General features: G+C 34.1%; 12 protein-coding genes and 1 tRNA gene. 8 read left to right on the plus strand and 5 right to left on the minus strand.

The window, feature by feature from the left end; genetic code table 11:
- Positions 1-352: 352 nt before the first annotated feature.
- Positions 353-423, minus strand: a tRNA-Cys gene (locus IWX83_RS14145).
- A gap of 83 nt (positions 424-506) precedes the next feature.
- Positions 507-866, minus strand: a complete 360-nt coding sequence (gene folB, locus IWX83_RS14150; RefSeq protein ID WP_066078942.1) for a dihydroneopterin aldolase — start codon at positions 864-866, stop codon at positions 507-509.
- Positions 867-980: 114 nt separating this feature from the next.
- Here folB and IWX83_RS14155 point away from each other — a divergent pair, with 114 nt between their 5' ends.
- From IWX83_RS14155 to IWX83_RS14170, 4 genes are all read left to right on the plus strand, one after another.
- Positions 981-3,083 (plus strand): glutamine--tRNA ligase/YqeY domain fusion protein, encoded by a 2,103-nt coding sequence (locus IWX83_RS14155; protein WP_196830570.1) that lies wholly within the window; start codon positions 981-983, stop codon positions 3,081-3,083.
- Positions 3,084-3,387: 304 nt separating this feature from the next.
- On the plus strand, positions 3,388-3,717 hold the full coding sequence (locus tag IWX83_RS14160) for a YtxH domain-containing protein (RefSeq protein ID WP_073353776.1): 330 nt from the start codon (positions 3,388-3,390) through the stop codon (positions 3,715-3,717).
- Between the two features lie 39 nt (positions 3,718-3,756).
- Positions 3,757-4,107 (plus strand): competence protein, encoded by a 351-nt coding sequence (locus tag IWX83_RS14165; RefSeq protein WP_196830572.1) that lies wholly within the window; start codon positions 3,757-3,759, stop codon positions 4,105-4,107.
- Positions 4,108-4,110: 3 nt separating this feature from the next.
- The gene (locus IWX83_RS14170; protein ID WP_196830574.1) at positions 4,111-4,383 is read left to right on the plus strand and encodes a DUF6327 family protein; all 273 of its coding nucleotides are present in this window, start codon (positions 4,111-4,113) and stop codon (positions 4,381-4,383) included.
- A 28-nt stretch (positions 4,384-4,411) separates the two neighbouring features.
- Here the strand turns inward: IWX83_RS14170 and IWX83_RS14175 are convergent, their stop codons facing one another.
- Positions 4,412-5,398, minus strand: a complete 987-nt coding sequence (locus IWX83_RS14175) for an SPFH domain-containing protein (RefSeq protein ID WP_073353771.1) — start codon at positions 5,396-5,398, stop codon at positions 4,412-4,414.
- Positions 5,399-5,477: 79 nt separating this feature from the next.
- Here IWX83_RS14175 and IWX83_RS14180 point away from each other — a divergent pair, with 79 nt between their 5' ends.
- Positions 5,478-6,119, plus strand: a complete 642-nt coding sequence (locus tag IWX83_RS14180; protein WP_196830576.1) for a PorT family protein — start codon at positions 5,478-5,480, stop codon at positions 6,117-6,119.
- Between the two features lie 89 nt (positions 6,120-6,208).
- On the opposite strand, the gene gltX is transcribed toward IWX83_RS14180, so the two are convergent.
- Positions 6,209-7,726, minus strand: a complete 1,518-nt coding sequence (gene gltX / locus IWX83_RS14185; protein ID WP_196830578.1) for a glutamate--tRNA ligase — start codon at positions 7,724-7,726, stop codon at positions 6,209-6,211.
- Positions 7,727-7,766: 40 nt separating this feature from the next.
- Positions 7,767-8,795: an alkane 1-monooxygenase gene (locus IWX83_RS14190; protein WP_196830580.1), complete on the minus strand. Its 1,029-nt coding sequence runs from the start codon at positions 8,793-8,795 to the stop codon at positions 7,767-7,769.
- Between the two features lie 130 nt (positions 8,796-8,925).
- Here IWX83_RS14190 and IWX83_RS14195 point away from each other — a divergent pair, with 130 nt between their 5' ends.
- From IWX83_RS14195 to mnmG, 3 genes are all read left to right on the plus strand, one after another.
- Positions 8,926-12,225 (plus strand): DUF4175 family protein, encoded by a 3,300-nt coding sequence (locus tag IWX83_RS14195; RefSeq protein ID WP_231380035.1) that lies wholly within the window; start codon positions 8,926-8,928, stop codon positions 12,223-12,225.
- On the plus strand, positions 12,222-12,641 hold the full coding sequence (gene ybeY, locus IWX83_RS14200; RefSeq protein ID WP_073353341.1) for an rRNA maturation RNase YbeY: 420 nt from the start codon (positions 12,222-12,224) through the stop codon (positions 12,639-12,641). Before IWX83_RS14195 ends, ybeY begins: the two co-directional genes overlap by 4 nt.
- A 144-nt stretch (positions 12,642-12,785) precedes the next feature.
- Positions 12,786-14,657 carry a tRNA uridine-5-carboxymethylaminomethyl(34) synthesis enzyme MnmG gene (gene mnmG / locus IWX83_RS14205; protein WP_196830582.1) on the plus strand — a complete coding sequence of 624 codons (1,872 nt, stop codon included), beginning with the start codon at positions 12,786-12,788 and terminating at the stop codon, positions 14,655-14,657.
- Positions 14,658-14,800: the final 143 nt, after the last annotated feature.

A 14,800-nucleotide genomic window follows, 5' to 3' on the forward strand; every position in this document is an offset into this window, starting at 1 on the left:
TCTGATCTAAAGTCCATTTCTTGTATTTCATGTTTCAAATATATAAGTTTGAAATTTAAAATAACACTCCGAACTTATCGGGGGCTAAAATAGGTTCGAACCCTATATTTACTTAATTTTTCCTAAAAATTAGACATAAAAAAAGAGACACATTTCTGTATCTCTTTTAGAGGCATCGTCCGGATTCGAACTATAACTTTACTTCATTTTTATTAAAAATTAGATATAAAATAAGAGACACATTTCTGTATCTCTTTTAGAGGTATCGTCCGGGTTCGAACCCTATATTTACTTAATTTTTCCTAAAAATTTTTCCTAAAAAAAAAGAGACACATTGCTGTATCTCTTTTAGAGGCATCGTCCGGATTCGAACCGGAGTAGGAGCTTTTGCAGAGCCCAGCCTAGCCACTCGGCCACGACGCCATCGTTGAATGGACGGCAAAAGTACTCAAAAAGTTTAGAGTTTTAAAGATTAAAGTTTAAAAATTTTAAAAAATATTTTTAATCTAACTTCTATACTCCTCCATTTCTATAGTAACTGCTTCAACATCACCACCAATAGGTGGGTTCAGTTTAGAAACTGCTACAATAATTCTGGAAATTTCAGGAATTTCTTCAAAAATCCGAGTCACAATTCGGTGTCCTACATGTTCTAATAAATCAGAACGAATAGCCATTTCTTCTACAACAATGGTATTCAAAAGCACATAATCCACTGTATCTTTTAAATCATCCGAAAGGCTGGATTTTCTCAGATCGGTCTTAACTTCTAAATTTACGGTGTAGTCAGAACCAATTTTACCTTCTTCAATTAAACAACCGTGATAGGAGTAGGTTCTGATATTTTTAAGTTTTATAATGCCCATTTCTTAACTGTTTTAGTGAGAGTAATCATTTACTGAATTCAGTTCTAAAGAAAACTGTAAACTGTAAACTGAAAACTGTAAACTTTTTTATCTTTGCTAAAATAAAACAAAAAAATGTCAACTGAAGAAAAATCACTCCATTTTATAGAACAAATTATTGAGGACAGTTTATCCAATGGATTTCCGCAAGATAAATTACGTTTTCGTTTTCCGCCAGAGCCTAATGGGTATTTACACATTGGACATGCTAAATCGATTTGTTTAAATTTTGGTTTAGGATTAAAATACAATGCGCCAGTAAACCTTCGTTTTGATGATACTAATCCAGCGAAAGAAGAGCAGGAATATGTAGACGCAATTAAAGAAGATTTAAAATGGTTGGGTTTTAATTGGACCGAAGAATTGTACTCTTCTGATTATTTTCAACAATTATACGATTGGGCTCTTGCCATGATTAAGAACGGTAAGGCCTACATTGATAGTCAATCGTCAGAAGATATGGCTGTTCAAAAAGGAACACCAACACAACCTGGAGTTGACGGTCCTTATAGAAACCGGTCAGTGGAAGAAAACCTTACCTTGTTCGAAGGAATGAAAAATGGTGATTTTCCGGAAGGAAGTCATGTCTTACGTGCCAAAATTGATATGACTTCGACTAATATGTTGATGCGTGATCCATTGATGTACCGTATTTTACATCGTCATCATCACAGGACAGGCAATCAATGGAATATTTATCCAATGTATGATTATGCACACGGTGAAAGTGATTATATCGAGCAAATTTCACATTCTATTTGTACATTAGAATTTGTAATGCACAGAGAATTGTACAACTGGTTTTTGGACCAAATTTATGATGATTCAAAAGTGAGACCACATCAATACGAATTTGCCCGTTTGAACTTGAATTACACCGTAATGAGCAAGCGAAAACTATTGCAATTGGTTCAAGAAAAAATTGTAAATGGTTGGGATGATCCAAGAATGCCCACAATTTCAGGATTGAGAAGAAGAGGGTATACAGCGAATTCTATTCGTAAATTTTGTGATATTATTGGTGTTGCTAAAAGAGAAAATATCATTGATTTCTCGCTATTGGAATTTTGTTTGCGTGAAGACTTGAATAAAACTGCTCCAAGAGTAATGGCGGTGTTAGATCCAATAAAATTAGTAATCACGAATTATCCTGAAGGTAAAGAAGAATGGCTGGAAGCCGAAAATAATCAGGAAGATGAAAGTGCCGGATTTAGAAAAGTTCCTTTTTCAAGAGAATTATACATTGAAAGAGAAGATTTTTTAGAAGAAGCTCCTCCTAAATTTTTTCGACTGAGTTTAGGACGTGAAGTACGACTTAAAAATGCTTATATAATCAAAGGAGAAAGTGTTATAAAAGATGCTGCGGGAACGATTACGGAGATTCATGTAACCTATGACGAAGACAGTCAAAGTGGGAGTGGGAGTGAAGCGAGTCAACGAAAAGTGGCTGGAACCCTGCATTGGGTTTCAATTCAACACGCTTTAGAAGCCGAAGTGCGTCTTTATGATCGCTTGTTTATTGATGAAGCACCAGACAGTCATAAGGAAAAAAATTTCTTGGAATTTATGAATCCTAACTCGTTACAGATTGTAAATGGATTTGTAGAACCAAGTTTATTTTCGGTACAACCGGGAGACAAATTCCAGTTTCAACGTTTGGGTTACTTCAGTGTGGATAAAGATTCAGCTGAAGGCAAAATTGTCTTTAATAAAACTGTTGGATTGAAAGATGCGTGGGAAGAAAAAGGTAAAAAAGAAGAAAATTTATTGATGAACACTCAAAAAGAAATCAATAAATATGTAAAAGAAAAGGATGAAAACAATGCTAATTTGATTCTCAACAGCATTGTTGCTAACATAAAAAGTATCGACAATTATAGTTTAATTATTCACACCATCGTCAAAAATGTTAAGAATGACAATAACTCCTTGTTGTTTTCTAATTTGATTTTGCATTATTCTGATAAAGTAAAAGTAAAAGATATTGAAGAAGAGGCGTTGACTAAATTATATTCTATGTCATTGAAAAGTCAATTGGCTGCCGTTAGAATTTTGGCCATTGAAAATTTACAAAATGACTTGAATCATTTTAGTCTTTTAGAGCATCAGCTTATAGAGTTAAAAACAAAGGAAAAAAATGAAAAAGTACTGCAATTATTAAACAATCTTAAAATATAAGTTATATGAATAAGTATAGGTTTTATCAATTAAAAGCTCTCTTTTTAGAGGGCTTTTTCTATTATTTAAAATTCTTATAACAATTGGGTTTTTCATATTATTTTCCAATTAAAAACGAAGCGCATAAGTTGGTTTTAAGCTTACTTTTTTGAATTTATATAAGTAAGTATAAAATTAAAATATAGGTTGTTTAGCACGCTTTTATTTGATTTTTGACCTATAAATTTGCACTTTAACGAGTTGTTAACGGGATGTTGTTAATAAATCTGTATCTTTATGAAACAAACTTTTAAACTTTAGAATTATGTCGAATAGTACAGGTAATACATTAGTGGCCGTTTTAACTGGAGTAGTTATTGGAGCTGGATTGGGAATTTTGTATGCACCAGATAAAGGTTCTAAAACCAGAGAAAAAATAAAAGATGGGTATGATGATGCCAAAAACGATTTGCAAAATAAATTTGACACGGTCTCTTCACAATTTAATGATAAGTTGACATCTGCTAAATTTGATTTAGAAGAAACATATGAGGATATGATTTCCAATATGAGTCACAAAACCGAAGAGGTAATTTCTTTTTTAGAAGAAAAATTAGCGGAGTTAAAAAGGCAAAATGCTAAACTTCAAAAATAATATGGTTTAACCCATCTACTAAATCTTAAAACAAACTACATGGCTTTTGAAGAATTAAAAGAGAATACAGAGGAAATTCAAGACCAGATTCATGCTTATATACAAAGTAATGTATCTTATTATAAATTATGGGGTTTTAAAGTGGCGATGAAATCGACCACTATGATTTTCAAATTTTCTTTGATTTTTTTGTGTTTGGGTATGGTTATATTATTTTGCTCCATCGCTGGAGCCATGGCTATAGGTCAATCTTTAGAAAGTTATCCCTTGGGATTTTTAATAATGGGTGGAATCTACTTCGTGGTTACAAGCCTCTTGTTTTTAATCAAAGATAAAGTTATTGAAGGACCAATACTCGAGAAATTTTCTGAAATATTTTTTAACGAATAAATTATGGAAACCAAAAAATATTCCTCTTATGCTCAAATAGATAGAGAATTAGAAATTTTAAAAATTGAAAAAGAGATTAGTTATCAAAAATTAGTTTTTAGTGTAAAGAAAACAAAAGAAAGTTTTACACCTCAAAATATTGTAAGTGACTTAATAGGCAGTTATAGTGCTGCAATTCCTTATGGAGCTCTCGTTTCTACAGCGGTGCCTTTTCTACTAAACAAAGCAGTTCCATTTGTCAAAAATTGGTTTGCAAAAAGAAAAAGAGGCGTTTAAGCCTCTTTTTTTATGATTATTAAAGTATTTATTCCTCATTATCTGGAGTTTCTGGGGTTTGTGGCAATTGATAATCGGTTGTATCTTCTTTTCTAGTACTTCTTTTCCCATTTTTATTTTTCATCATTTCACCTACTTGGTTGGAAGCGCTAAAGGATGCAATCATATTGTTGAGCATGTCACTTCCGGCTTGTGGCGAATTAGGTAACAAAATTAGATTAGAATTGGCATCAGCACCAATAGCTTGTAACGTATCATAATGTTGTGTTACTACAATTAATGCTGAAGCTTCTTGGGAGTTTATACCCACTCTGTTCAAAACATCAACACTTTCTACTAAACCTTTAGCTATTTCTCTTCTTTGGTTCGCAATTCCTTGTCCTTGTAAACGCTTGCTTTCTGCTTCAGCTTCAGCTTTTGCTACAATTCTAATTCGCGATGCTTCTGCTTCAAATTCAGCTACTGTTTTTTCTCTATCAGCAGCATTAATTCTATTCATCGCATTTTTTACTTGAATATCCGGATCGATATCTGTTACCAAAGTATTGATAATCGTGTAGCCATAAGTGGTCATAGCCTCATTTAATTCTCTTTTTACTGCGATGGCTATATCATCTTTTCGTTCAAAGACATCATCTAGTTTTAATTTTGGAACTTCAGCACGTACAACATCAAATACATATGAAGTAATTTGATCGTGTGGATATTCTAATTTATAAAAGGCATCATAAACGGTTTCTTTGATAACCATAAATTGAACGGAAACCTTAAGTTTTACAAAAACATTGTCTTTGGTTTTTGTCTCAATGATAACATCTAATTGTTGGATTTTTAGATTGACGCGCCCAGCAATTCTGTCAATTAAAGGAATCTTTAGATGCAAGCCTGATTGTCTGATACTTAAAAATTTACCAAATCGTTCTACAACTACAGCCGTTTGCTGTTTTACTGTAAAAAAGGAGGATAGTAAGATAAAGAATCCAAAGACCAGTAGGATAATTAACGTAATATTCATAATTTTTTTTGTTTTTAGTTAAAATTTATCTCACAATTTACAAAAAAACTTTAGGTTTGTCTTCGTAAATCTTAATTATATGAGAAAGTTAACACTTGTCTTATTTCTTATTTTAGTATCTGTATCCGCCTTTTCCCAATACACATATAGGGATTCAAATAGGATTGGAATTAGTTTTGGAGGCAATCAATTTTCCTTAAATACTAACAATTTTGAGGCAAAACCAGACTTGGGTTGGAATGCGGGACTTTCTATGCGGGGAAATTTCTATAACAATTTGGAAATGGTTTATTCGATGCAATTTAGTGAGAATAATTTTTCTGTTGCCACAATTAATTCGTCCAGCGGTAGAGAAGATGTTGCTTATAAATTGGCTTCAGGACAAGTAGCTTTATTGGTCAGTTATGTTATTATCCAAAGTCATTTGAGTATTGAGTTTGGACCTATTGTTCAAGTCAATGGCAAATTAAATTTGGATAGTAGTAAAGAGAACAACGTCATTGCTGGAACAACTTTGCTAGCCAAAGATATTAAAGCTATTTCTAATTTTAATTTTTATCCAACAATTGGAATCACATTTGGAGTTCGTCATTTTAGAGCCAATGTTTCGTATCAATATGGAGTCAATAACATGCTGGAAAATTTGAACAAAAAGAATTTAGGAGTCAATTTTAAAGGAAATCCTGGAATACTAAACGGAAATTTGATTATTTATTTATAACCAATCACATAATGAATAAAGTTAGAAGGCTCAAAGTTCACTAAATTTAGTGAACTTTGAGCTTTCTTTGTGAACTTTGTGTTTAAAAACTATAAAGTAGCTATTGCTTTTTGAATTCTGCTAATGGTTTCGTCTTTTCCAATTACTTCAACGATATCAAATAGGTGAGGACCTTTCAGTGCACCAACTAAACTCAAGCGAAAGGGTTGCATTACTTTTCCCATTCCAATTTCGTTTTTTGTCATCCAGTCTTTGACTATCATTTCAATGTTGACAGAAGTAAAATCACTAATTTCCTCCACAACAGAAATTAATTCTTGCATCAAGGCTGGAGTTTCTGCTTTCCAGTTTTTAGTGGCTTTTTCATCGTAAGCGCTTGGAGCTACAAAAAAGAAATCACTCATTTCCCAAAATTCAGAAACAAAATGCGCTCGTTCTTTAATCAAGGAAACGATTTTTATAAGTTTTTCATCTGTCATATCGAGCGCAGTCGAGATACCTTTTTCAGTCAAAATAGGAGCATAGGCTTTCGCCAAAGTGGCGTCTTCTTGCTTGATCAAATACTGATGATTGAACCATTTGTTTTTTTCAGGATCAAATTTGGCTCCAGATTTATGCACTCTATCTAGATCAAATGCTTCCACTAATTCTTCTAATGAAAATATTTCTTTGTCCGTGCCATCATTCCAGCCCAATAAAGCCAAAAAGTTGATCACGGCTTCCGGGAAAAACCCTTTTTCTCTATAGCCTGATGAAACTCCTTCGGCCGTATTCCAATCCAATGGAAATACTGGAAATCCCATTTTATCTCCGTCACGTTTGGATAATTTTCCGTTTCCAACAGGTTTCATAATCAATGGTAAATGTGCAAATTCCGGCGCTTCCCAACCAAATGCTCGGTACAATAAAACGTGCAAAGGCATCGATGGTAACCATTCTTCACCACGAATTACATGAGACGTTTCCATTAAATGATCGTCCACGATATTAGCCAAATGATAGGTTGGCATTCCGTCACTTTTGAATAATACTTTATCATCTAAAAGGCTCGTTTCAAATTTTACATCGCCACGAATGATGTCATGCAAATGCAAGGTTTCGTTCACCGGAGTTTTAAAACGGATTACATAATGTTCTCCAGCAGCTATTCTTTTGGCCGTTTCAGCCTCTGAAACCACTAATGAAGTGTCCAGTTTTTCTCTGTTGGTATGATTGTAAATAAAAGTTTTTCCTTGTTCTTCTTCTAATTTTCTTGCTGCATCTAGATCTTCAGCGGTATCAAATGCATAATAAGCATTACCGGAATTGATTAATTCGGCTGCATATTGTTGGTACAACTCTTTTCTTTCGCTTTGACGGTAGGGACCAAATTTTTCGTTTTTTCCAATGGTTTCATCTGGCGCAATGCCTAACCATTCGAGTGCTTCCATGATGTATGCTTCGGCACCAGGAACAAAACGGTTTTGATCTGTATCTTCAATTCTCAGGAAGAAAACCCCATTGTTTTTTTTGGCAAATAAATAATTGAATAAAGCGGTACGAACGCCGCCAATATGTAAAGGTCCAGTTGGACTTGGTGCAAAACGCACCCGAACTTGTTTAGACATTATTGTTGATTTTTGGCAAATATAATTCTATTTCTATAGATTACTTCATATTTACAGGTATTCGTTTATTCATCACAGCAAACCAAAGGGGTGGAAAAAACGATAAAACCATTGACGTAGGATATCCATAAGGCATTTGGGGTGACACATCATGGTATTCTAGAATTTGGTATTTTTTTTGAGATTTAAAGTGGTGATCGCTATGTCTGGTAAGTTCATATAGTATAATTCGGCCAAGGACATGGTTTGAATTCCAAGAATGTTTTTCGGTCACCCGTTCATATCTACCGGAGGCAAGTTGATTTCTTTTCAAGCCATAATGCTCAATATAATTGATGGTTTCCAGCAGCAGAAATCCCACGATTCCTGAAAATATAGCAAAGAATAATCCAGTAAAGCCGAAGAAATAATAAATAGTAAGTAGGTAAGTTACTTGAATGACAGTAAACCAAAACATATCATTTTTAATAGAAAGTAAAGAGCGATTCTCTATTTTATTTAATTTTTTTTGTATTTGCCATGCTTTTGAATAAGTGCCAGTCACGGTTTGAAACCAAAAAGAATACAGGCTCTGATTGAATTTCGCTGTTGATGGATCTTCGGGGGTGGAAACGTGCAAATGGTGTCCATGATTGTGTTCAATAAAAAAGTGGGTGTAATGACTGGGAATTAAAAGTATTTTCCCCATTATCTTTTCAAACATTGTATTTCTGTGACCTAATTCATGGGCAACATTTATTCCATTTGCGCCCAAAATAATTCCTAAGCTAAGGGTCATTCCTATAATTTCATAAATAGGCAGTTGGTTTTGCGTAATGCGATACAAACTAAAAAGTATCGCTCCATAAACTATAGGGACGTTTAGTAATAGTAAAACGTCAAAAAATTTATTGTGTAAACGTTTTGAGATGGTCTCGGTATCATAATTTCTTTCATCAATGGGCAATATTAATTCTAATAGTGGGATCATGACAAAGGCAAACAATAAGGCAGCATAGGTCCAGAAACCTCCAAAATATATTCCTATCATACCAATAACAGGAATACTATAGGCAAATAAATATTTCATAGTCAGTGTTTTTCCATAAAATTAGTAAAAGGTTTTACATTTCTAATCATAAATAATAACAACATTTATTTAACAAGTAGCACTAAATATAAATTAGTACATTTATTGGTTATTAAAAAGATTTAAAATTTTGGAAAACCAACAGCTTATTTATCAAAAACTAGAAGCGTTTATCAGGAAGTTTTACATTAATGAATTGATTCGGGGAACTATGTTCTTTATCGGTTTAGGATTATTGTATTTTCTTCTAACGCTTTTTGTTGAATATTTTCTTTGGCTCAAGCCAATTGGTAGAACTATTTTATTCTGGACTTTCATTGGAGTAGAAGTATATCTTTTGTTTCGTTTTATTTTGTTTCCATTGTTTAAGATATTTAAGCTGCAAAAAGGAATTGGTTATAATCAAGCATCAGCGATTATAGGAAGTCATTTTGCTGAAGTGAGTGATAAGCTGACTAACTTTTTACAATTAGCTAATTTGAATGAACAGCAAGTCAAATCAGAATTATTAGTGGCATCCATTGAACAAAAAGCTAATACGTTGCAGCCAATCCCTTTTGGAAATGCTATCAATTACACGGGTAACAAAAAGTATTTTCCTTTAGCAGTTATTCCAATACTGCTGTTGGTGTTTTTCTTTGTTTCGGGAAACAGTACTATAATTTCTCAAAGTTTGAATAGGGTAGTACATTTCAATTCTGCTTTTTTGCCACCAGCTCCTTTTAAATTTGTTGTTTTGAATACCAATTTACAAACCGAGCAAAAAGAGGACTTTATTGTACGAATCAAAACCGAAGGTAAAATAGTTCCTGAGAATGCCATGATATTTATTGACAACGAAAGTTACTTTATGGAATCTTCTAAGGTTGGAGAATTTCAATTTAAGATGGTTAAACCAGCTGGAAATATTTTGTTCCACGTGGAGGGGAATTCTATCACTTCGCCAGAGTATGAATTGAAAGTGATTATCGTTCCAACTATTGCTAATTTTGTAATGCAATTGAATTTCCCATCGTATTTGAATAAAAATCCGGAAAGTATCAAAGGAACAGGAAATGCAGTTATTCCAGAAGGAACGCTTGTAACATGGAAAATGAGTACGCAAGCGACTCAAAATGTAATGTGGCAGGATGATCGTGCAAAATTTGCTTTTTCCAAAGCCGAAAATAATTTTTCCTTATCAAAAAGCATTCTGCAAGACACAGATTATCAAATTCTTACTTCAAATGAGAAGGTAAAAAATTACGAAAGACTAAATTATCAGCTTACTATTGTCAAGGATCAGTTCCCAACAATCAATGTAAACCTCCCACCAGATAGTTTGAAGGTGGCCAAGAACTATGTTTTAGGTCAAATTGCTGATGATTACGGTTTGTCTAAACTTCAGATTGTGTATTACGAAAGAGATAAACCACATACTGCTAAACGTGGAACAATTGCTGTTAAGAAAAGTGCTTTTGACCAATTTGTGTTTTCCTTTCCTAGTAATCTTCCGGTAGAGCAAGGTGTATCTTATGATTATTATTTTGAAGTTTTTGATAATGATGCCATCCATAATTTTAAAAGTACGAAGTCTTCTGTTTTCTCTAATCGTGTTTCTACAGATGAAGAAAAAGAAGACCAAATTTTGCAACAGCAAAACGAGAATATTAATGGTCTAGAAAAGTCTTTAAAAAATCAAGACAAGCAAATTTCCGAAATAGAGAAGCTTCAAAAAACCGGTAAAGAAAAGGAAAATTTAGATTTTAAAGATCAGCAAAAAGTAAATGATTTTATCAAGCGTCAAATGAAACAGGATGAGATGATGAAGGAATTTACTAAAAAAATGAACGATAATTTGGAGCAATTCAAAACGGATAAAAAGGATGAATTAAAAGAAGAGCTTCAAAAACGAATGGATAAAGCTGAAAAAGAGTTGGAGAAAAACCAAAAGCTTTTAGACGAGCTGAAAGACCTGAACGATAAAATTCAGAACGAAGAGTTGTTGACTAAGTTAGATAAATTCAAACAAAATAGTAAAAACCAAACTAAGAATTTAGAACAGTTGGTAGAGTTGACCAAGAGGTTTTATGTAGAAAAGAAAGCAGAGCAATTAGGAGATAAACTGGATAAGCTTTCTGAAAAACAAGATGAATTATCTAATGATGAAAAGGAAAATAAACTAGATAAACAGGAAGATATAAATGCGGAGTTTGATAAAATTCAAGAAGATTTAAATGGTTTGGAAAAAGAAAACAAGGAATTAAAATCACCTTTGGATTTACCAAAAGACGATGCTAAAGAAAAAAGTATTGATGAAGATTTAAAGAAAGCATCCGAGGAATTGAAGAAAGACAAAAAAGACAAAGCTAAGCCAAATCAGAAAAACGCTTCCAAAAAGATGAAAGAGATGGCTCAGAAAATGTCTGAAAGTATGGCAGAAGGTGAGATGGAGCAGTTGGAGGAAGATGTTGCGATGTTGCGACAAATCTTAGATAATTTATTAGCTTTTTCATTGTCGCAAGAAGATTTGATGAAGCAGTTTAAAAAGTATAAATCAGGATCTCCTGCTTTTAATAAAAACATCAAAATTCAGCAGGATTTAAAGCAGCAGTTCAAGCATGTGGACGACAGTTTGTTTGCCATGTCATTGCGGAATCCAAAAATTGCAGAGGATATTACTAAGGAAATTGGGAATGTGATCTATAACGTTGACAAGTCGCTGTCGAGTTTAACTGATGCTCAAGTTCCCAAAGGTTTATCACATCAGCAATACACTATTGCGGCTGCCAATAAGCTAGCCGATTTTCTAAGTGACATGCTTAATTCTATGCAAATGCAGATGTCGGGTATGGCCTCTGGCAAGCCTAAACCTGGACAAGGACAAGGTATGCAATTGCCGGACATCTTAAAAAAACAAGAAGGATTGGGTGAGAAAATGAAAGAGGGAATGAAAGGGGAAAAACCAGGCGAAGGTGAAAAAGGTTCAAAAGGCAAGCAAGGAAAATCCGAAGGTGGAAGTCAAGAGGGTGAAGGTGGCGAAGGTGATGCGCAAGCGATACTGGAAATTTATAAAGAGCAAAAGCAATTGCGCGAGGCACTGCAAAACGAATTAAATAAACAAGGATTGGGAGGTAATGGACAAAGTGCTTTGGAACAAATGAAGCAAATTGAAAAGCAATTATTGAACAAGGGTTTCAAGAATGAAACGTTGCAAAATATTCTAAATGTGAAACAAGAGTTACTGAAGTTAAATTCAGCCGTGCAGCAACAGGGAGAGGAAAATAAACGTCAATCTGAGACTAACAAAAAGCAGTTTAACAATCAATCTAATGCATTGCCAGCAGGTTTATTAGATTATTTGAATAGCATAGAAATATTAAATAGACAATCCTTACCTTTGCGCTCGAATTTTAATCAAAAGGTTCAAGAATATTTTAATAAAAAATGATCAATTTTAATTACGAAACCGACTTTAATTTAGACAATGAGGAAGCGATTGCTTCTTGGTTATCTACCGTTATCATTTCAGAAAAGAAGAAAGAAGGGGAGATAAGCTTCATCTTTTGTGACGATGAATACCTTCATAAGATTAATTTAGAATACCTCAATCATGATACCTTAACAGATGTTATCAGTTTTGATTACACAATGGGAGATGAGATAAGTGGTGATGTTTTTATTTCTGTCGAAAGAGTGAAAGATAATGCAGGTGATTTTAATGTATCTTTTGAAGACGAATTGAAGCGGGTTTTAGTTCACGGGATATTACATTACTGTGGCTACAAAGATAAAGGAGAAGCTGAAGAATTGTTAATGCGTACTAAAGAAGATGAAAAAATCGGGCTGTTCCACGTGGAACAGTAACGATTGATATGTCAATGTTTTTCGTTATGTTCCACGTGGAACAGGATGGAATTTTAGTTCATCAAATTATTTGTTGTTTCACGTGGAACAAAATATAGATTACAAAATCAGAACCCATCAAGATGGGTTAAATTATACAAGAAGATGTTTTTAGAGGAATATGATGTGATTGTTGTTGGCGCAGGACATGCGGGTTCTGAGGCTGCCGCTGCTGCTGCAAATTTGGGGTCCAAAACTTTATTGGTAACCATGAGTTTGCAGAATATTGCGCAGATGTCATGCAACCCAGCAATGGGCGGAATTGCCAAAGGACAAATTGTGCGTGAGATTGACGCGCTTGGTGGATACTCGGGAATTGTTTCGGATAGGACTGCAATCCAGTTCAAGATGCTGAACAAATCCAAAGGTCCAGCAATGTGGTCGCCACGTGTTCAAAGTGACCGAATGCGTTTCGCTGAGGAGTGGAGAATGATGTTGGAGGGAACTCCAAATCTTGATTTTTATCAGGAGATGGTGAAAGGGTTGATAATTGAAAATGGAAAAGTATTAGGTATAAAAACCTCGCTTGGGCTTGAAATTCGTTCCAAATCAGTTGTGCTAACGAATGGAACATTTCTAAATGGATTGATTCATATTGGAGAAAAACAATTTGGTGGAGGAAGAGCAGGCGAGAGTGCTTCGCATGGTGTTACCGAAGATCTAGTCGCTGCTGGTTTTGAATCAGGCCGAATGAAAACAGGAACACCTCCTAGAGTGGATGGACGTTCTTTGGATTATTCCAAAATGAACGAAGAAAAAGGAGATGCTAAACCGGATAAGTTTTCTTATTCTGATGTGACTACTCCATTAGTTCACCAGAGATCGTGTCATATGACGTATACTTCTTTGGATGTTCATGATATTTTGAGAGAAGGTTTTGATCGTTCGCCAATGTTTAATGGAAGAATAAAAAGTATTGGACCAAGATATTGTCCCTCTATTGAAGATAAAATTAATCGTTTTGCTGATAAAGAAAGACACCAATTATTTGTGGAGCCTGAAGGATGGAATACGTGTGAGGTTTATGTAAATGGTTTTTCAACTTCGCTTCCTGAGGATATTCAATTTAAAGCGCTGCGTTCTGTTGCAGGATTTGAAAAAGTAAAATTCTTTCGTCCGGGATATGCAATTGAATACGATTATTTTCCGCCGACACAATTGAAACACACTTTGGAAACAAAATTAGTTGAAGGATTGTATTTCGCTGGACAAATAAACGGAACTACTGGATATGAAGAAGCGGCTTCTCAAGGATTGATGGCTGGAATAAATGCGCATTTAAAAGTACATGAAAAAGCGCCATTAATCTTAAAAAGAGATGAAGCTTATATTGGAGTTTTAATTGATGATTTAATCACGAAAGGAACAGAAGAACCTTATCGAATGTTTACGTCACGAGCAGAATACAGAACGTTGTTACGTCAGGATAATGCCGATTTTAGATTGACTCCAATGTCACACGAAATTGGTTTGGCTTCTGAAGCGCGATTGCGCAGAATGGAACACAAATTAAACGAATCTGAAAAAATGGTGGCTTTCTTCAAAGAAACGAGCGTTTCTGTTGCGGAAGCAAATCCTATTTTAGAATCAAAAGATACGGCTTTAATTACGCAAGGAGATAAGATGTTCAAAGTATTCTCGCGTCCGCAAATTGATTTGGAAGACATCATGAAGTTTGAAAAGGTTGTAGATTATATTGCAAACAATCAAGTGGATCAAGAAATTCTGGAACAAGCAGAAATTCAAGTGAAGTATTCAGGTTATATCGAAAAGGAAAGAAATAATGCAGATAAATTGCTTCGATTGGAAGATGTAAAAATCCCTGAGAATTTTGATTATGAAAAAATCAAATCCATGTCCATTGAAGCAAAACAAAAATTAAGCAAGATTCGACCAGTAACAATTTCTCAAGCATCAAGAATTAGTGGAGTATCTCCAAGTGATGTTTCAGTATTGTTGATTTATATGGGACGTTAGGGATTGTAGATTTTTGATTAACGATTTTTGATTGCAGATTTATGAAAGATCTGAAATCAGAAATCGTTAATCTTTATTCTTAAATCAATTTGTTCCACGTGAAACTACGTTGTCAAGCCTTGCTATAATTGAAGAATCATAAA

The organism is Flavobacterium sp. CG_9.1, assembly GCF_015751645.1.
Classification (GTDB): Bacteria; Bacteroidota; Bacteroidia; order Flavobacteriales; family Flavobacteriaceae; genus Flavobacterium; species Flavobacterium xanthum.